The sequence below is a fragment of the Psychrobacter sp. 78a-MNA-CIBAN-0178 genome, from assembly GCF_040309625.1.
In the GTDB taxonomy this organism is placed as follows: Bacteria; Pseudomonadota; Gammaproteobacteria; order Pseudomonadales; family Moraxellaceae; genus Psychrobacter; species Psychrobacter okhotskensis.
The window spans coordinates 1-19,548 of record NZ_JBEOOZ010000001.1; the positions used below are offsets into that span (position 1 = coordinate 1).

The window sequence follows — 19,548 nt, forward strand, 5'->3', positions numbered from 1 at the left end:
GTTTGAAATGCAACACGGCACATCTTACTCTTCAACTCATTCTTTTAAAACGTTGCACTTCTTATTTGAATCTAGGACGTTTAAAACACCTTATAAAGTGCTTTTATCAGGCTTAATTAATAAATGACTGTCACGAATATCATCGAACAATGACCAGTCGGGAGTCGTATTATCATTTTTAATAACACTCATATCCCCTGTTGTTTCCATAATGACCGCAAATACTTCGCTTTTTGACTTGAGGCCATTTTTGCGTAGTACCTCTTGCACATCACTAGTACTCAAATTCGCTTCTTTTAAATTGTCCCAAAAGTATTCGCCATGCGCCATTAATATGATGGCCTGATTATCAATCAAGGCTTTCAATGGTTTGACTTTACGTCTGATGATTGATATGACCCCTTGAATCACAAATAGCATAGCAACAGCAAACAAGCCTTGTAGCAAAGACGGGCTATCAGACAACACTGTTGAGGCTAATATACTGCCAATCCCAACTGTCATAGCAAAGTCATGACTTGAGAGCTTAGAAAAACTACGTAGTCCCATTAGCCTAGTAAATAGCATTAAGCCCAAATAAAATCCTAGCGCTGACAATGAAATACCCAACACTTGCTGCCACTCAATCGAAAACCACGTCTGCCACTTCATAGAGTACCCTTTTTCCTGCATTTTTATTACGTAAATACGTTACATTATCTGGAATCATCGACTGCTTAAACTGCTAGTATTTAACGACTATTATTTTCGATGTGAAATAAATGGTATAAAAAAAGCAACCTGATGAGAGGTTGCTTTTTTTTAAAGTCTAAACAGTATTTTTATTTTTTTAACAAACAAAGAAATCTGTACATCTTATTAAGATTAACATTGCCGAGAATACTGTTAACAGTGATACTCAACAGCCGTTAAAATTAGATGGCTTCGATTTGCTCAGCTTGTGGGCCTTTTTTGCCATCACCTAAGATGAAAGATACTTTTTGGCCTTCAGCTAGGGTTTTGAAACCGCCACCTTGGATAGCGCTGTAGTGAGCGAATACGTCTTGTCCGCCATTGTCTTGAGCGATAAAACCAAAACCTTTAGCTTCATTAAACCACTTTACAGTGCCTTCAACTTTATCTGACATAAATTTTCCTGACTCTTTAACTGTTGGCGAGACGTGTGTCATCACCGATTAATTGATATATACTCTAGATCTTTTGCTGAATGCGGCGGCTCAAACTCATAATATATCAAGAAGATAGCTTATGTTTTTTGCCTCAAATCCATTGAGTACAGCTTGATTATAACAGTTTTTTTTGACTGCAACATATTAAATTGCAGAGTTTTGTAAACAATATAAGAACCCTTCAATAACCTTTTGTCACCATATTTTGATGGCTTGTTATCTCATATAGACCCTGTTTATTACTTTCAATTTCAATATTCTTGTTATATATATTCAATAATAAAAATTAAGTCTCCCTATCTTTTGCGCACATTTATTGGGTCAAGGGTAGCCAAGGCGAGGTTAGCACCAGTAAGCAAAGGGCAAAAAATATTAAAGAAAACGATTGGCTATACGCGATATATTTAGTTGGTATGACCAAATCTTTGGGTGAGTCTGGGATACCTTTACGCTTTAACAATCTGGTGCCATAGACCCAGCCAAACACCGTATAAATCCCGTATGCGGCAGGCACTGCAACCGCCAAAGGCGTTAGATCGATCACATATAACATTACCACAGAGATAAAAAACCATGAAGTGTCTAGCAGTGAGCTGATTTGAAAAAACTTAGATTGTGGCAGCTTGCCATCGGTGCCTTTGAGCATCTCACCTTCGATCCAAATCAAAACAGCCACGACAGCACTAAGAGTAATATACACGAATTGCGGCGTTAGCCAGTCTGGAAAAGATATTTGCACAACATACAACCTGTAATCTATGGAAAAAATAAGAAGAGAAATAGTCACCGACATAGTCAGGTAACTGAACCGACGCTTGCCTACATTGGGTGTGGGTTACTGGTTTTCAACCGCTATAATGAGTGAAAGGTAATATCGAACCATCACGCACTGCTGATAGCAATAAAAACCCCGTGCTATCACTTGATAACACGGGGTCTGTTAAGACTTATTAAGCCTTACCATCATAAGTATTGACTTAGTTTTTGTCTTTATCGATGATTTTGTTGCCGCCAATCCAAGGCATCATGCCGCGCAATTTAGCACCAGTCACTTCGATTTGATGCTCAGCGTTGTTACGACGACGAGCCGTCATTGATGGATAGTTGGTTGCGCCTTCACTGATGAACATTTTTGCGTATTCGCCAGATTGGATGCGTTTTAGCGCATTACGCATAGCTTCACGTGATTGCTCATTGATGACTTCAGGACCAGTCACATATTCGCCATATTCAGCGTTGTTACTGATTGAGTAGTTCATGTCAGCGATACCGCCTTCATACATGAGGTCTACGATAAGCTTAAGCTCGTGCAAACACTCAAAGTAAGCCATTTCTGGCGCATAGCCCGCTTCTGTTAGCGTTTCAAAACCCATTTTTACTAGCTCAACAGCACCACCACAAAGAACGGCCTGCTCGCCAAATAGATCGGTTTCAGTTTCATCTTTGAACGTGGTTTCGATGATACCTGAACGACCACCACCAACACCAGCTGCGTAAGACAAAGCTAATTGCTTGGCTTGACCTGAAGCATCTTGATAGATAGCGATCAAATCTGGAATACCGCCGCCTTTGGTGAATTCGTTACGAACGGTGTGACCAGGTGCTTTAGGCGCAACCATGATAACGTTAAGATCGCTGCGAGGAACGACTTGGTTATAATGAATCGCGAAACCATGAGCAAAAGCTAACGTAGCCCCTTCTTTGATGTTAGGCTCAATCTCGTTGTTATAAAGCTCTTTTTGGAACTCATCAGGGGTCAAAATCATAACCACGTCAGCAGCTTTAACTGCATCAGCCACTTCAGCAACTTTTAGACCAGCGTTTTCCGCCTTTTTCCATGAGCTTGAGTTCGCGCGTAGACCAACAGTCACATCGACGTCTGAATCTTGTAGGTTAAGTGCGTGTGCATGGCCTTGTGAACCGTAACCAATAATCGCAACTTTTTTGCCTTGGATAATCGATAGATCGCAATCTTTATCATAATAAACGTTCATAAATAGAGTCCTTTTCCTCAATCATGGCGTGCCATGGATAGTAAACGCTTATGCAGTAGCCATTATCGTAAAATGGTCACTAACATAAGCGTTATGTTAATGGTAGATAGATTATAACTAAAATGATTTTGATTAACTATTCAGTTGCTCAGCCACTAAGCGTATTAAATACTCAGTGTTTTTTCTCCACGTGCAATACCAATCACACCCGAACGTACCACTTCTAAGACACGTTCTCGGCCGATAGTATCGATAAAACCATCCAGCTTAGCCGTATCGCCAACGATCTGAATCGTATAGAGATTGGCATTGACGTCAACAATTTGTGCACGGAAAATATCTGCGCTGCGTTTGATCTCTTCACGTACGCTACCCGTTGCGCGAACTTTGACTAGCATTAACTCACGCTCAACGTGAACGGTGTCTGATAGATTAAGCACTTTAACCACTTCAATCAATTTATGCAATTGCTTGGTGATCTGCTCAATTCTTTCAGGGGAAGTAATGGTGGTTAACGTCAGACGCGAAATACTCGGATCTTCTGTTGGGGCGACGTTTAAGGTTTCGATATTATAGCCACGTTGTGAGAACAAGCCGACTAACCGCGACAACGAACCCGCTTCGTTTTCCATCAATACCGAAATCAGATGTTGTTGTTGCATTAGGTACGCTCCCCTTTGGTTAACCACATATCACGCATCGTCTGTCCAGCGATTTGCATTGGATATACATGCTCATTACGATCGACATAAACGTCAATAAATACCAGCTTGTCTTTCATTGCCATGGCTTCTGCAATCTGTGCTTCCATGGTGGTAGGATCAGTAATCTTGATACCAACATGACCATAACTTTCAGCTAGCTTGACAAAGTCTGGTAATGAATTCATATAAGATGACGCATGACGACCCTCATACAGCATGTCTTGCCACTGTTTCACCATACCCAACTGCGCGTTATTTAGGTTCAATATTTTGACCGGTAGATTGTACTGTAAGCACGTCGATAGCTCTTGGATATTCATCTGAATAGAGCCTTCGCCAGTAATACAAACCACATCGCGATCTGGATTGGCAAGTTTGGCTGCCATCGCATACGGTAAGCCAACACCCATCGTACCTAAACCACCCGAATTGAGCCATTGACCCGGCTCTAAATAGGTGTAGTAAAGCGCGGCAAACATCTGATGCTGACCAACGTCACTGGTGATAATAGCGTTGCTGTTGGTCACTTTATCTAGTGCTTGAACGACCGCTTGGGGCTTGATGCCATTGTCAGTGCTGGTGTCATAACGCAGACCATGACGCTTACGCCATTCATTAATCTGTGCCCACCAGTCTAGTAAGGCATGCTGCTCCAACTCTTTATCTTCGCCGATAATTTCCAACATATCTGTAAGTACTGATTTTACGTCACCAACGATAGGAATATGGGCAAAAATAGTCTTGGAGATAGAAGCTGGATCGATATCGATATGAATGATGGTCGCATTCGGGCAGAATTTTTTGACATTATTAGTGACACGGTCATCAAAACGCGCACCAACTGCCAAAATAACATCTGCATGATGCATGCTCATGTTGGCTTCATAAGTACCATGCATACCAAGCATGCCCAAGAACTGACGATCAGAGCCAGGGAATGTTCCCAAACCCATTAGCGTATTGGTCACTGGCAAGTTTAGACGATGTGCAAGTTCGGTCAGCTCTTTGTGGGCTTTACTCCAAATCACGCCACCGCCAGCATAGATAACAGGACGCTGCGCTGATAATAAGGTCTCAACCGCTTTTTTAATTTGGCCGCCATGCCCTTTCACTGAAGGCTGGTACGAACGTATAAACACCTCATCTGGGTACTCGTAGGCATATTTTTCGCTAGGCGCGGTCATATCTTTTGGTACGTCAATGACGACAGGACCTGGACGACCAGACTGCGCAATAAAAAAGGCTTTTTTGACGATCATTGGGATTTCGCTAGCATGGCGTACTTGAAAGCTATGCTTCACGATAGGACGAGAGACCCCGATCATATCGGTTTCTTGGAACGCATCTTCACCGATTAGGCTGCTTGGCACCTGACCTGAAATCACGACCATCGGCACTGAGTCCATGAAGGCGGTGGCAATAGCGGTTACTGTATTGGTAGCACCAGGACCTGACGTGGCCAGCACGACACCTGTGTTGCCGGTCACTCGCGAATAAGCATCAGCCATATGGCCAGCTGCTTGCTCATGACGCACTAAAATATGTTCGATGTTGTCTTGCTGAAACAACGCGTCATAAATGTGCAGCACTGCGCCGCCTGGATAGCCAAAAATATATTTGACACCCTCATCCGTCAGCGATTGCACCAGCATCTCAGCACCAGATAGCATCACAGGCTGCTTGCTACCTTCGGCAAGACGTTGTTGCTTTTCTTCAAAATTTTTGGCGGCATTACCTGTTTGGGTATGTCCCGTCATATTCGGACTTTGCGTGGTTTGCGTCACTGTCATCACCTTTTTTTGCGGCGAGAATTTGCGTTATTTTATAAAAGAAAACAACCACGTTTGGGCGTTATTTTAAGTCTTATAAAAATGATTGCCAATCCTTGTCCATATCAAGAATGTGTGCCCACTATATTTAAGTAATTGCATTGTACAACGCAAGAGAATACTCAAACACAGCAATGTATTTGGGGTCAGTTTTGTGACAGGAGTTTATCGATATACTATGACAAGATGCGAGTGCATCTATAAAAGAGGCTTATTACTTATGAGCGATAGTGTTTATAAAAGAGGCGCTGCTATAGCTAAAGTCATGAAATAATTCTAATAGCCAATACTATGTCATAAGATCATCCGATCTTATAATAAGCTAATAAAAAATATCATAACCGAATATTGTCTTGCATTTAATGCAAGCAATACAACCGCAAAAATCCACACTTAGCGTATTTCAAATAATAAGTTTATCTTAGTCATTGTAGACAGATAAGTCCGGAGACAACATATACAGTTATTAATAATAATCGCTATGATCATCATTTTTGCCATATCATTATCACAAAGAAAATAAAACGACGTAAGCTACCGATAAGTAACCCGTAGTTCTCATTCTCAAGTGCCACGGCAATATCATAAAAGCCGCTCACTGACCAATCAACTGCTATTATATTCAATGGTTTGAGTCCTATTGTCAAGAAAAACTTCTAAAACCCACCCCTAACTATTAGTTATTAAATAATGTACATTCATAAGCATTATTTGCTAAAATCAAACGCTACTGTATTCATATTGTTATTTATCAATGTAAATACTACCCTTAAATAAATGTCTACCTTCATTTTTTACCCCTTAAGAGGATTGCTACTATGGCATACACGTCTACCATACATACCCCTGCCAAGCTGCTTATCAGTATCAGTACTGCGTGTATGATAATGCTGTCAATGAATGCCAGTCATGCTATCCAAGTGTATAAATCGATTGGTACGCATGGTGAAGTGAAGTACAGCCAGCATGCGCCGCAAGAGGGTAGAAATATTGAAGTGATCGAATTTCGTAGCGATGGTAGACAGAACAACGCAGGTCAGCTAGCAGGAAAGACAGAGGCTAACCAAAACACGCCTACTCAAAGTGCAGAAGAACAGCGGGTGGCCCAACTAGAAGCACGTATCAAGGATCAAGAAGCGCAAGCCAATGCGCAGCGTTGCCAATCACTACGCAATAACTTGACCAATCTAAATGTTGGCGGCCGTATTTATGAGATGGACAGTAATGGCAAACGTCAATATTTAGATGGTCGTGAAATCGAGCTTAAGCGTGAGCGTGTACAGCAGGCCATCACCCAGTACTGTAATGGCTCTACGACCTAATCTTGATGTAATACGGCATACTGCTCTACTTAATTTTGATTGATAATCAGTTGCATCACATGACGAATGGCTGCTGGCATATCTTGCGCTTGTAGCCCGCGCTGTCCAATCAGTAGCGTGTTATTATCGTGGCGATAGCCAATATCTTTGACCAAGATGTCTCCTGCTAGCCCGTGTAGCAGAACTGCTTGATGCAAGCAGCGCCCTTCGTCTTCTATATCTTGTTGTGCCAACAACCCAGCAATCACCCCAGACAATACATCGCCCATGCCAGCGCTTGCCATACCTGCATTACCCAAGCCGCAAACATAAACATAAACATGCGCTTGCGAACCCTTCTGCTCTAATATGCTTTGCTCCAGTACCAATGAACCTGCGCCCTTTAGCACCCAATCACCGCCATAAGTGTTAGCACATTGTTTTATAGCTGCCAAACGATCATCTTCTACAATACTAACTTTCTTATCAAGCAATCTAGCCGCTTCACCGCTATGCGGTGTCAAACAAACCTGATGATCTATACTGTGTTGTCGCAGCTGAGCGATGAGTTCGTGCTCCTGACTCTCCATCTGTAACGATGCCAGATGATAAAGGCCGTCAGCATCAATGACCAGTGGCTTCTTCTCTGTTATGGCAGCCTGAACATAATGAATGAAAAGTGCTTGTGCCTTTTCATCACGTCCCAGTCCCATACCAATGGTTACGACGCTAGCTTCCTTAATTAATTTCCTCACCCCTTCTTTATCATGCAAATCGATTGTCATTGCATCTGGTAATGATGTTAATAGGGCGCCATGAAAGGCGTCGTGACAAGCCACAGTAATTTTGCCAGCACCGGTCGCCATGACACTGCTAGCAGATAGAATGGCTGCGCCGCCCATACCTTGTGAGCCATTAATGCGATTACCACCAATGACCAAGACGTGACCATAGCTACCTTTGTAGCTGTTCTGTCGACGAGTATTCAAAGCATGAGCCACAGTTACCAGTGTGGCGGCTGAGTTGCTGAGCTGAGTCGGTATTAACGGTATATCGATCACGCTCCCGCTATAGTCCATGCCATCTTTGGTATGTAAGCCGAATTTACGGGCAATCAAACACAACGTCACATCAGCTTGTATGGCGATGCGCTCAAATACTTGACCAGTAGAAGCCACTAAGCCACTCGGGATATCAACCGAAATTGCCAAAGCATCATTTAGTTGCGTTATCTTGTTAAAGGCGCTAATAGCCTGCTCATAAACACCTTCAGGTGCACGGTCAAGTCCAATACCAAACAATGCATCGATATAAATATCAGCTGGCCAGTCCGTTTCTCTTATCTCACTTTGACTGGCCCTACTATCCTCAAAGCGTTGGTAAGGCACCTTGGCAGATAGGGCTATTTGTTGCGCTTGCTTAGCATCAGATACAACGTCGTGCTTGTCTGCTTTGTTAAAGGCATTCATTAGATTGTCTGTTTCCAGATCATCGGCAGTATAACCGACTGTGAGGAGTTGTACTTGCCAGCCTGCCTGTTGCAGATAGTAGGCAATAAGCCAACCATCACCGCCATTGTTGCCCTTTCCTACCCAGATACTCGCTCGTTGCTGACAACTATTACGTCGATAAACTTTATGATCAGCTGAGGCACGAGCTTGGAGATATTTTTGCTCATAGAGCCGCTCGATATGCTGCGCCATTTGCCAAGCTGCTTGCTTCATCAGTCCTAAGCTATCATAACCCTCTGCAAACCAAGCTTGCTCCATAGCGTAGACCTGCTCGCTGCTATAGAGCGCTATCGGTCTGGTTGTGTCTGCTAAGAATACTTTAGATTGAGCTTTCATAATGTCCTCTATTATTTTTATTGGTGTTTGATCATATTAAAACTTGCTGGTTACTCGCTTATCTCAGCTTAGCAAAAGCTCACTTTGACGTATGTATCAATATGAAATGTGAGTTTATTTGCTTTTATGCTTGCGCTCTTAGCTCACTGGCTTATCATATCGGTATTCACTCTATCACCTGCTATCACACATGAATAATCCTTCTAAAGCAAACTTGCCTATCTCTTCAACTCAGCAGATATCAGCTCAGCCTAACCCTGCGCCCGAAAAAAAAATTAATGTGAATAATAGCCCAACGTTTGCCACTACCGCAGAGGTAAAGCAATGGATTAAGGCCCAAGCACAGTCTTTAGGATTTGCCGACTGTGGCTTCTTATCCGTACATCATCCTTTATTTACTCAACAAATTGAACAATTGCAACGGTGGCTGGATAAAGGTTATGAAGGCCAATTGCAGTTTATGCATAACAATCACCACCTACGTGCGCATCCTGCCCAACTGGTAGAAGGGGCAAAAACCATCATCAGCGTGCGTATGGATTATCTGACTCAGACACCCACTCCGCGGGCAGTCACTGATAACGATCATCCCAACCAAGGTATCATTGCGCGCTATGCCAGAGGTCGCGATTACCATAAAACCATGCGCAGCCGTTTAAAGCAATTGGCTTTAAAGATAGAAGCGATGCTTGCCGAATGGCAGCATCTGGATATTGGGGCTGACTCGGAATTTATTTTTAGACCTTTTAGTGACTCTGCCCCTATCTTTGAGCGTCCTATTGCAGATGCAGCAGGGCTTGGCTGGACGGGCAAGCATACGCTACTGCTAAACAAACAAGCGGGCTCGTTCTTTGTGCTGGGTGAGTTGTTTATGAGTCTTGAGCTGCCAGATGATGAGCCAGTAAAAGAGCACTGCGGCAGTTGCAGCGCCTGTATTGACATCTGTCCAACCCAAGCGATTGTCGCCCCCTATGAGCTCAATGCTTCTGCCTGTATCTCTTATTTAACGATTGAGCATGATGGGGTGATTGATACCAAATATCGACGCGCAATTGGCAACCGTGTCTTTGGCTGTGATGACTGTCAGCTTATTTGTCCGTGGAATCGCTACGCCAACCTTACAACCGTAGAAGACTTCACACCACGGCATCAGCTTGATAACAGCAGTTTGCTTGAGCTATGGCAATGGCAAGAAGCAGAGTTTATGAAAAAAACTGAAGGCAGTCCCCTCAGGCGTACAGGCTATGTGAACTTTTTGCGCAATATCGCCATTGGACTTGGCAATGCTAACCCCAGTATAGAAATCGTCACTCACCTACGATCGAAGTTAGGCTTGCATAACGACATGCTGGATGAACAAATTGATTGGGCACTTAGCGAACAAACTGAGAAATTGAATACTAGAGCGTGTCCTTAATTCAATAGATAAACCTCTAAATGGGCTAAATTTGCTCATGCTAGACACAAAAATGCCTCTTTAATAAGAGGCATTTTTATGTCTATTAAATATGCTAATGCTAATTAAACTTAAGCATTATGGATTAGGAGCTTTAACTGCATCATTACGGCTTAGGAATACGCAATACTTGACCAGGATAGATTTTGTCTGGGTCAGAAAGCATAGGCTTATTGGCTTCAAAGATTTTTGTATAATCACCCGCTGAACCATAAACTTCTTTAGCAATTTTAGAGAGGCTGTCACCAGATTTTACGGTATACATCGTAGATTCAGGGGCATCCTCTTCGATATCGATATTATCAATCACTTTAGCGACGTTCTGAACGTTACCAATAGCGATAATGGCTTTTTCACGGTCAGCCTGAGTTTTAGCATTACCACTGATTTCGGCAGTATCCGTCGAACCATTATATTTAATTTTTAGGTTACTGATATTGAGATTCTGCTGCTGAATGCGACGCAGCAAAATGTTGGCAACCGATTGCGCTGAAGGCTCACTGCTTTGTACTGGAGTATTGGCATCCGCTTTGGTTTCTGCTTTAGCGTCATGCTTGGCATCATCACGGTTAAAGATTTTATCACCGATGTCTTTTGCAAAACTGAACATACCCATATAACTGCTCCTTGAAGTATTTTTATTCATTATTATTTTAACGATAATTTTTTAATTATTACCATTATTTGCTATTGCTAGCGTTCTGATTGCTATTGCTAGCGTTCTGAGTATAGCAAAGATGTTCCATTTGAATAGTAAGAGTATGTTGAGTAATGTTAAATGAGCCAAGCTTATGTTAATGGTATATTGGCTTTGTTATACTAAATGACAGCCATAAAAAAACCGCCTATCTATCAAGATAAACGGTATTGTAAAACTTGCTAAGTGAATAGCGAATTATAGCTGAGCTTGTACGTAGTCGATTGCTTTTTGAACCGTCGTCAATTCAGCTGAATCTTCATCAGGAATAGTAATGCCAAAATCGCTTTCGAATGACATAACCAACTCAACGAGATCCAATGAATCAGCGCCTAAATCTTCCATAAACGAAGCATCGTTATTGATGTCTTCAACGTTCATACCCAGTTGCTCAGCTACTGCCGCTTTTACTCTTAGCTCGGTATCATTACTCATATAGATTACTCCTTTATCATCTATTATTTTTAATAAACTGCGCTAGCGTGATAATTAAACGCTAGCGCCTAGTATATAAAATGGAATTTGCCAGATCAGCATTGCCGTCTGAGTACTCTATGACACGTTATACGTTCTGTCTAATGTCTAGTAAAGCCCTGCTATCATACAGGGCTTTGACGTAAAAGTATTCGTCATTATAACACCCTTTATTATAGTTTACACTCGTTCACACAGTTTTTTATTATAAGTATGTAACGCAGTTTAGCAAACTACATATACATGCCGCCGTTGACAGGAATAACCGCACCAGTGATATAGCTGGCTTCGTCACTGGCTAAGAAATGTACAGCAGCTGCGATGTCTTCTGGCTGACCGAGACGGCTAATTGGCACTGCGTCTAACATCGAGTTTAGTAGGCGCTCATCCAACTCATCAGTCATATCGGTCTCAATCAAACCGGGCGCCACACAGTTGATCGTGACTTGGCGTGAGCCAATCTCACGTGCCAGCGTACGGCTAAAACCTTCGACGCCCGCTTTAGTAGCAGCATAGTTAGATTGACCCGCATTACCCATCTGTGCGACCACAGAGGTGATATTAATAATACGACCACGGCGCGCTTTCATCATACCGCGTACCGCACGTTTACTCATGCGATAAACTGATGTCAAATTGGTATCAATCACATTTTCCCAATCTTCATCTTTCATACGCATTAACAAACCATCTTGGGTAATACCAGCATTATTGACCAATACTTGCACTGCACCATAGACGCTTTCGATCTCTTCAAATAGCTTATCAACCTGTGCGGTATCACGCACATCTAACACACGGCCAATACCACCACTATCATGTAGATAACCGTCAATGAGTTCAGCGCCTTTTTCAGTGGTCGCTGTGCCAATAACAAAATGTCCTTCTTTTGCAAAACGTTTGGCGACGGCCTTGCCAATACCACGACTGGCGCCAGTCACTAGAGTGATCGTACGGCTCATGATAATACCTCCATTAATTTATCAAGACGGGCGGGTTTGTCAGTAGGATAGCTGGTAATCGGTTGCGCTTGACGCTTGGCCAAATTACTCAGTACATTACCGCTGCCACACTCGATTAAAATATTAATTTGTTTATCAGCCAGCTCTTGCATGGTTTTCGACCACAGTACTGGCTCACTTAGCTGCTCGGTTAATGCCTGCTTGATACCCACGGCACTGCTTTCAACGCGCGCATGACGGTTTTGAATGACCGGAATCGTCGCTTGATCAAACTTAATGGCAGCTAAAGCTTCCGCTAAGGCACTACTCGCTGGTTCCATCAATGCACAATGCGATGGCACGCTTACTTTTAGCGGAATGGCTTTTTTGCCAGTATTTTGTACTTTATCAATAACAGCCGTAACGCCTGCCGCATTTCCTGAAACCACAACCTGTCCTGGGCTATTGAAATTTGCCGCGCCAACAACCGCCCCATCAACATGCTCGGTTGCCTGCTCACACAAGTTTTCCACGCGATGATCTTCTAGTCCCAACACTGCTGCCATCGCTGTATCGATACCTACTACGGCCTCTTGCATTAGTTGACCACGCGTATGTACCAATTTCACCGCATCAGCAAGCGATATCACTCCAGCGGCACAAAGGGCGCTGTACTCACCTAAAGAATGACCCGCCAGGTAGCAAGGCGCTTTTTTGAATTTTGGTTGTAGAATGCGCCAAATAGCAATACTAGCTGTCAATAAGGCTGGCTGAGTATATTGCGTTTGGTTGAGCTTTTCTTCATCCTGACAAATTGCCCATAAGTCTTCACCAAGCGCAGCACTAGCTTCAGCGAAAGTATCACGAATCTCTGGATAAATTTCAGCAAGCTCGCTGGTCATCCCGAGGGCTTGTGAGCCTTGTCCGGGGAAAAGTATCGCAATGCGGGCTGGCTGTTTTTTTATCATATCGGGTACAGAGGCCATAACCAATATTCCTTATGTAATTGGAAACATCCCTAAAGAAAATGGGGAGTATTGTAGAATTAGAGGCAGTCTAGAGTTATATTTTTGATTGGAGCACTCAGACAGCTCAATATAAGTAAACTATACACTGACCACTACTATTATCATAGCTGATGGAAAAATGAGGCGTTGAAGTAAGATATCTTTTGGCGTTTAACTTTCGATAGTTTTTAGGCATACCAATTTATAAAAACCACTTATAAAAACGACAGGATAAAAATTTAATAGCAAAAAGCCAAGTTATCCCAACACCTAATAAAGGGTAGCGGAATAACTTGGCTTTCGTTAGCTCAAAATGTATTGCCTAATAATAGCAGTGCAAAAAATCGTAGAGTGCCATCAGCACTATCGTATCGTTGCATCACTGATTAAATAGTCAATCAATTAAGCGTCTTGACTGACCTTGAACAGCTGACGGCCACGGTAAAAACCATCTTTAGTCATGTGATGACGACGATGTTTTTCACCGGTGGTAGCATCTACGCTCAGCTCAGCCACTTCCATACGATGGTGTGAACGGCGCATGTCACGACGAGAACGGCTTTTACGACTTTTTTGAACAGCCATGATATAGCTCCTATACTTAAAAGGGATAAGCTTAAAATTCAGCTTTAGTCGATACTGACAGAGGCTATATAATCACAACAACCTAAGTCTTACGCATCATTAGTTAAATAGATTGCCACGTGCATTAAAATGCTAACTACGTCTAAAATCTATAGTCAATTTGCCTAGTCAGTTTTTATCTGCAAGTAACGTGTTGCTAGAATGCAATAAACGGGACATTATACGCATGTTTCATCGATTAATAAAGCCCTGCTTGCCACTCTTCTGCACAAAGCCGATAAAAGGTGTCCTAAATCCGCTAAATGCAGAACTTTACACTTATAGTTTGCCTTTTAACGACGCTAAAGCAGCAAAAGGATTCTCATTTTCTTCCTCTTCTGGTATTTCACCAAACTGCTCAACAGTCATTTCACAGTCATCATGCTTCGGCGCCATGGGTGTTTTAAGCAAAATCTCATCTTCAATCAGTTTCTTCAAAGGCAATAAACGCTCAGGCGATTGCTCAGTGACCACTTCATCAAGCAATAGATAATCTTGCTCTTCGTTAATTAGACGCACTTGGCTCTCATCATCGAGTAGAGCGATATCATAATCATCGGTCAAATTAATATCTACCGGCTGCAAGCAACGCTGACAAGTCAGCCATACATCACCTACTAATTTGAACGATAGGTGTAAGACATTGCTACGACGATATAGATTAATACTAAGCTGAATGTTTGCCTGTTCATGCTCGGTCGTCAATATAGCGGAAAGACGCTCAAAAGTAGCAGGGGCTATCTCCCCTTCCCATTCAAAGCCAGTGTCTTCCCATTTATTGAGGGAGATGTGTTCGGGCATGCTGGTCGATATCGGCGTTTGTATATTGTCAGCGTTAACCACTGACGGCTTACTATCTGGGGTGCTTGACATACGCGGCCTCATTCATCAAAAACGGTGTATAATATTGCCTGCCATACTAACGGAAAGCACCGAATAGCGCTAGCGCTAGTATGTTAAGATTTTTGGTACTAATTTTAGTGCTAGGGCATATCTTCATTTCAGAAATGGTGGTAAAAATGAGATAAATTGCAGTCAAACAAGAAAAATAGCGCAGATAATATCAGGATATTAACCAGCTATTTGATGATGTTTGGCAAGATTTAACCATTTTTAACCCATTTAAATGACTATCGAGTGAATTGAAGACACGCTTTAGTTCTCAGTTTACATCTATCTTTATATTGCCTATTACTCGCTTATATCTATAGAGCCCTAGTACTCTCTTTTGTCTTATTTGGTCACCCTTTTATTTATGATATCGCCTGCTACTAATCCTAATTTTTCTGAATTATGGTCGTCTATTGACAAAGATCTTCTGCTCCAGTGTCTGATGAATTTAGAAGATGAAGCGTTAAAATCCTGTTGTAGTACGTCAAAACCTAGCATACCCAATGATAAGACAAACGAAAACCTAAAAGAGTTGGCAGTGCAATGGCAAAATATCTCTAAGAGAGTTGACTCTACAGAAGATAGCGAACAAGCAGCGACTAGCTGGCTTATTGATCTATTTAATACCTTATTTGCCGAACAGCAAGTGATATTAGCTCGCGGTGATGGTGAACCAGAATACTTCCCTGCTCAAGACCAGCAGCCAGCACGAATTGAATTCGCGCATGGATTTTTTGCCAGTGCGCTGCATGAGTGCAGCCATTGGTGTGTCGCTGGTAAAGAACGTAGAGGCTTAAGCGACTTTGGCTACTGGTATGCACCTGATGGACGTACGGCCGCTCAGCAGCAAGCGTTTGAGCGTGTAGAGATTAAACCACAAGCCCTTGAATGCTTATTCACTCTTGTCTGTGGCCGCCGCTTTCAAGTCTCTCAAGATAATTTGTTTGCCGACTTCGATACCAGCGGTAGCACTTTTGCTCGGGACGTTTATCTACAAGTTGAAGCTTATATTACTGACCCTCATACACTACCGCGGGATGCTAAAACTTTACTGTGCATATTACTGCAAGTTTGTAACGATAAATCAACCAGTACCTAGCCACTATAAATTTCTATACCTTCCCTTACGGGCATAATTCTAATCCGTTAACGATTTCCTACCCATCGTAACGCCTTGCCAATAAACTTATATGGGCTTTAGGCTATACTGTTAGATAAAGAGTTTCTATTTCAGTCTCAACAGTATGTTAAGTTGATAAAATTTTAATTTATTACTAAAGATATTTTAATAAAAATAATTGATCGACCATTCTAAAAGCCTATAACTCATAATTATAAAATAAGGAATTGTTATGCAAGTACTCTATATCCATCCAGAAAATCCGCAGCCACGTCTTATTGAGCAAGCCGCTGACTTATTGCGTAAGGATCAGTTGATTATCTATCCAACCGATACCAGCTATGCTTTTGGGTGTCGTCTAGGTGCCAAAGATGCGCTAGAAAAGCTCAAGCAAATACGCGCGCTTGATGAAAAGCATCAATTTACCTTGCTATGTCGTGACCTAAGTGAGATTGCCAATTACGCTGCTGTAGACAATGTACAATTCAAACAGCTCAAGGCACACACCCCTGCCCCTATCACATTCATTTTAAATGCCACCAAAGATGTGCCGAAGAAGTTAGCACACGCGAAGAAAAAAACCATTGGTATCCGCGTACCGAGCAACCCTATCGCTCAAGCGCTTTTAGAAGCCATGGATGAGCCTATTTTAACCAGCTCATTAATATTACCGAATCGTGATGACATACTTGATGATCCATTCGAGATAGAAGATTTGTTAGGCAACCAAATAGATGGTCTCATTAATGCTGGTATCAAAACGACCAAACTTACCACTATCGTTGATATGACTAGCGGCAAACCTGAAGTTATCAGACAAGGCGCTGCCAACGTCGATTCATTACTGCTCTAATAAATGAATAATGTGATTAACCAAATTTAAGACATAAAAAAAAGCTCCAATTAATTGGAGCTTTTTTTATCTTACGAGTAGCGTATAAAATTAGTCGCGATCAACCAATTCTACATAAGCCATTGGCGCATTATCACCATCACGGTGACCGCATTTTACGATACGCAAATAACCACCTGGACGCGCTTGGTAACGAGGACCTAACGTGCCAAATAATTTGCCTACCATAGCTTTGCTACGCATACGGCTAAACGCTAAACGACGATTAGCAACGCTGTCTTCTTTAGCCATAGTGATTAATGGCTCGGCAACGCGACGTAACTCTTTTGCTTTTGGTAAAGTTGTTTTGATCAGTTCATGCTCAAATAATGAGTTGGTCATGTTCTGAAACATTGCCTTACGATGACTGCCGGTACGACCCAGCTTGACTCCACTCTTACGATGGCGCATAGTCAAAAATCCTTAAAGTTTAACGGCTACGATAAGAAAAGCGATCATCAACACGTAAATCAGCTGGTGGCCAGTTATCTAGGCGCATACCAAGCTCCAAATCTTTAGACGCTAACACGTCCTTGATTTCCGTTAATGATTTCTTACCAAGATTTGGGGTTTTAAGTAGTTCAGTCTCTGAACGCTGTACCAAATCACCGATATAGTAAATGTTTTCAGCTTTCAAGCAGTTGGCTGAGCGAACCGTTAGTTCAAGATCGTCCACAGGGCGTAATAGCACCGGATCAACCTCTTCTTTTTCTTTCACAGGCTCAGGCGCTTCTTCAGCTTCTAGGTCAACAAAGATAGAAATCTGTTGTTGTAAAATAGTGGCTGCTTTACGAATTGCTTCTTCTGGATCTATAGTGCCATTAGTTTCAAGCTCAATGATAAGACGATCAAGATCAGTACGTTGTTCTACACGTGCGTTCTCAACCTGATAAGCAACACGAAGCACAGGACTAAAACTTGCATCAAGTTTCAAGCGGCCAATTGCTTTCGTATCACCATCTTCACGGCGCTGGTTTGCTGGCTCATATCCACGACCCATTACTACACGCAAACGCATCTTAAGATGACCACGGTCGCTTAATGTACCTAATACCAATTCTGGATTGATAATATCTACATTATGCGGTAACGCGATGTCTGCGGCAGTAATAGTGCCTGGACCTTGTTTATCCAAGGTCAAAGATACTTCATTTTGGTCATGAAGCGTGATGGCCAAGCCTTTTAAGTTCAAAAGCAGGTCAAGCACGTCTTCTTGCAATCCTTCAAGCGTTGAGTATTCATGGTCAACACCATCAATCTCAGCTTCAATGACTGCAGCACCAGGTAATGAAGATAACAAGATGCGACGTAAGGCATTACCTAGGGTATGCCCAAAGCCGCGTTCTAACGGTTCGAGCGTGACTTTCGCAATCGTTTCGTTAACCGTGTCCACGTTAATGGCATTCGGCGTTAGAAACTCAGTTGCATTTAGCATCATGATGTCACCTCGATTTATTTAACTGGTTTAATTAACGCTATTTAATCAATGTTATTATTATAACATTGATTAATACGTCAGTTATTTAGAGTATAGCTCAACGATCAAGCTTTCGTTGATTTCAGCAGGTAGATCAATACGATCAGGTGCTTGTTTAAAAGTACCTTGTAGTTTGCTGTGATCAACATCTAGCCATTCTGGAATACCACGTTGTGTCGCCAGTTCAATAGCGTTTTTGATACGTAGTTGTTCGCGAGACTTCTCTTGGATAGCGATGACATCACCATCTTGTAGCTGAATTGATGGAATGTTCACACGAACAAACTCATCACGGCCAGCTTTTTTTACCATAACAGTACGATGACTGACTAGCTGACGTGCTTCAGCGCGCGTTGAGCCAAAGCCCATGCGATATACCACGTTATCTAGACGACTCTCAAGCATTGCTAGTAGGTTTTCACCTGTAGCGCCACGCTTACGAGCAGCTTCTTTATAGTAGTTAGCGAACTGACGCTCAAGTACACCATAGATACGCTTAACTTTCTGCTTTTCACGCAGCTGTAGAGCATATTCTGAGGTCTTGTTACGGCTTACACCATGTTGACCTGGTGGACGACCAGCTTTCTTAGTTTTAACGTCGTATGGTTTAACGCCAGACTTAAGACCTAAGTCCGTACCTTCACGACGTGATAATTTTAGTTTTGGTCCAATATAGCGGGCCATTGTTATGTCTCCTATAAGCTTTTGGGATAAAAAGCTTCGTCTTTAATATTAGACGCGGCGCTTTTTCGGCGCACGGCAACCATTGTGTGGGATTGGGGTTACATCAGAGATGCTGTTGACTTTATAACCCAATGCACCTAGTGCTCTTACCGCAGACTCACGACCCGGTCCTGGTCCTTTGACCAAAACGTCGATATTCTTAACACCATATTCTTGAGCCGCTTTACCAGCGACTTCAGCTGCAACCTGCGCTGCAAATGGTGTAGATTTACGTGAACCACGGAAGCCTTGTCCACCTGAAGTGGCCCAAGCCAATGCATTACCCTGACGATCGGTAATCGTAACAATGGTGTTATTAAAAGACGCATGGATATGGGCTATGCCCTCCGATACTGAACGACGAGCCACCTTTTTGCGACTGCGAGTGTCTTTTGCCATCTT

21 protein-coding genes are annotated in these 19,548 nt (G+C 42.5%); 4 read left to right on the top strand and 17 right to left on the bottom strand.

All coding sequences use genetic code 11. From position 1 onward, the window contains the following. Positions 1–90: 90 nt before the first annotated feature. The 6 genes from AAEY80_RS00005 to AAEY80_RS00030 all read right to left on the bottom strand — a co-directional run bounded on the left by AAEY80_RS00005 (position 91) and on the right by AAEY80_RS00030 (position 5,537). Positions 91–651, bottom strand: coding sequence for a DUF421 domain-containing protein (locus AAEY80_RS00005; protein WP_201576894.1), 561 nt, complete (start codon positions 649–651; stop codon positions 91–93). A gap of 263 nt (positions 652–914) precedes the next feature. Next, positions 915–1,127 carry a cold-shock protein gene (locus AAEY80_RS00010; protein ID WP_010196799.1) on the bottom strand — a complete coding sequence of 71 codons (213 nt, stop codon included), beginning with the start codon at positions 1,125–1,127 and terminating at the stop codon, positions 915–917. A 355-nt stretch (positions 1,128–1,482) separates the two neighbouring features. Continuing rightward, complete coding sequence (locus AAEY80_RS00015; protein WP_025652209.1) at positions 1,483–1,908, bottom strand: hypothetical protein; 426 nt, start codon at positions 1,906–1,908, stop codon at positions 1,483–1,485. Between the two features lie 238 nt (positions 1,909–2,146). Continuing rightward, positions 2,147–3,163, bottom strand: a complete 1,017-nt coding sequence (ilvC, locus tag AAEY80_RS00020; RefSeq protein ID WP_010196778.1) for a ketol-acid reductoisomerase — start codon at positions 3,161–3,163, stop codon at positions 2,147–2,149. A 164-nt stretch (positions 3,164–3,327) separates the two neighbouring features. Continuing rightward, entirely contained in the window at positions 3,328–3,825 is a 498-nt protein-coding gene (gene ilvN, locus AAEY80_RS00025; RefSeq protein WP_025652207.1) for an acetolactate synthase small subunit, read from the bottom strand. Continuing rightward, a complete protein-coding gene (locus AAEY80_RS00030) occupies positions 3,825–5,537 on the bottom strand; it encodes an acetolactate synthase 3 large subunit (RefSeq protein ID WP_201577114.1) in 1,713 nt (570 codons plus the stop codon). Before AAEY80_RS00030 ends, ilvN begins: the two co-directional genes overlap by 1 nt. Positions 5,538–6,514: 977 nt before the next feature. On the opposite strand from AAEY80_RS00030, the gene AAEY80_RS00035 reads away from it, so the two are divergent. After that, positions 6,515–7,018 carry a DUF4124 domain-containing protein gene (locus tag AAEY80_RS00035; protein ID WP_201576931.1) on the top strand — a complete coding sequence of 168 codons (504 nt, stop codon included), beginning with the start codon at positions 6,515–6,517 and terminating at the stop codon, positions 7,016–7,018. A gap of 29 nt (positions 7,019–7,047) precedes the next feature. On the opposite strand, the gene AAEY80_RS00040 is transcribed toward AAEY80_RS00035, so the two are convergent. Further along, positions 7,048–8,844 carry an NAD(P)H-hydrate dehydratase gene (locus AAEY80_RS00040; RefSeq protein ID WP_350587723.1) on the bottom strand — a complete coding sequence of 599 codons (1,797 nt, stop codon included), beginning with the start codon at positions 8,842–8,844 and terminating at the stop codon, positions 7,048–7,050. A 190-nt stretch (positions 8,845–9,034) separates the two neighbouring features. On the opposite strand from AAEY80_RS00040, the gene queG reads away from it, so the two are divergent. After that, the gene (queG, locus tag AAEY80_RS00045; RefSeq protein ID WP_201567771.1) at positions 9,035–10,261 is read left to right on the top strand and encodes a tRNA epoxyqueuosine(34) reductase QueG; all 1,227 of its coding nucleotides are present in this window, start codon (positions 9,035–9,037) and stop codon (positions 10,259–10,261) included. Positions 10,262–10,406: 145 nt separating this feature from the next. On the opposite strand, the gene lysM is transcribed toward queG, so the two are convergent. From lysM to AAEY80_RS00075, 6 genes are all read right to left on the bottom strand, one after another. Further along, positions 10,407–10,916, bottom strand: a complete 510-nt coding sequence (lysM, locus tag AAEY80_RS00050) for a peptidoglycan-binding protein LysM (RefSeq protein WP_201567773.1) — start codon at positions 10,914–10,916, stop codon at positions 10,407–10,409. Between the two features lie 279 nt (positions 10,917–11,195). Continuing rightward, positions 11,196–11,432 (bottom strand): acyl carrier protein, encoded by a 237-nt coding sequence (acpP, locus tag AAEY80_RS00055; RefSeq protein WP_025652201.1) that lies wholly within the window; start codon positions 11,430–11,432, stop codon positions 11,196–11,198. Between the two features lie 272 nt (positions 11,433–11,704). Beyond that, the gene (gene fabG / locus AAEY80_RS00060) at positions 11,705–12,439 is read right to left on the bottom strand and encodes a 3-oxoacyl-ACP reductase FabG (RefSeq protein ID WP_240990841.1); all 735 of its coding nucleotides are present in this window, start codon (positions 12,437–12,439) and stop codon (positions 11,705–11,707) included. Beyond that, positions 12,430–13,398 (bottom strand): ACP S-malonyltransferase, encoded by a 969-nt coding sequence (fabD, locus tag AAEY80_RS00065; RefSeq protein ID WP_025652199.1) that lies wholly within the window; start codon positions 13,396–13,398, stop codon positions 12,430–12,432. Before fabD ends, fabG begins: the two co-directional genes overlap by 10 nt. Positions 13,399–13,821: 423 nt before the next feature. Beyond that, a complete protein-coding gene (gene rpmF / locus AAEY80_RS00070) occupies positions 13,822–14,004 on the bottom strand; it encodes a 50S ribosomal protein L32 (protein WP_010196743.1) in 183 nt (60 codons plus the stop codon). Between the two features lie 318 nt (positions 14,005–14,322). Continuing rightward, the gene (locus tag AAEY80_RS00075; RefSeq protein ID WP_025652198.1) at positions 14,323–14,916 is read right to left on the bottom strand and encodes a YceD family protein; all 594 of its coding nucleotides are present in this window, start codon (positions 14,914–14,916) and stop codon (positions 14,323–14,325) included. 382 nt (positions 14,917–15,298) lie between these two features. On the opposite strand from AAEY80_RS00075, the gene AAEY80_RS00080 reads away from it, so the two are divergent. Beyond that, entirely contained in the window at positions 15,299–16,033 is a 735-nt protein-coding gene (locus AAEY80_RS00080) for an elongation factor P hydroxylase (RefSeq protein ID WP_201566329.1), read from the top strand. A gap of 253 nt (positions 16,034–16,286) precedes the next feature. Then, positions 16,287–16,907, top strand: coding sequence for an L-threonylcarbamoyladenylate synthase (locus AAEY80_RS00085; protein WP_025652196.1), 621 nt, complete (start codon positions 16,287–16,289; stop codon positions 16,905–16,907). Between the two features lie 90 nt (positions 16,908–16,997). On the opposite strand, the gene rplQ is transcribed toward AAEY80_RS00085, so the two are convergent. The 4 genes from rplQ to rpsK form a co-directional block, all read right to left on the bottom strand. Then, the gene (gene rplQ, locus AAEY80_RS00090; RefSeq protein WP_025652195.1) at positions 16,998–17,357 is read right to left on the bottom strand and encodes a 50S ribosomal protein L17; all 360 of its coding nucleotides are present in this window, start codon (positions 17,355–17,357) and stop codon (positions 16,998–17,000) included. A gap of 19 nt (positions 17,358–17,376) precedes the next feature. Next, on the bottom strand, positions 17,377–18,384 hold the full coding sequence (locus AAEY80_RS00095; RefSeq protein WP_201566328.1) for a DNA-directed RNA polymerase subunit alpha: 1,008 nt from the start codon (positions 18,382–18,384) through the stop codon (positions 17,377–17,379). An 81-nt stretch (positions 18,385–18,465) separates the two neighbouring features. Then, positions 18,466–19,107: a 30S ribosomal protein S4 gene (rpsD, locus tag AAEY80_RS00100; protein ID WP_010196731.1), complete on the bottom strand. Its 642-nt coding sequence runs from the start codon at positions 19,105–19,107 to the stop codon at positions 18,466–18,468. A gap of 48 nt (positions 19,108–19,155) precedes the next feature. Continuing rightward, positions 19,156–19,545 carry a 30S ribosomal protein S11 gene (rpsK, locus tag AAEY80_RS00105; RefSeq protein ID WP_010196728.1) on the bottom strand — a complete coding sequence of 130 codons (390 nt, stop codon included), beginning with the start codon at positions 19,543–19,545 and terminating at the stop codon, positions 19,156–19,158. Positions 19,546–19,548 lie beyond the last annotated feature (3 nt).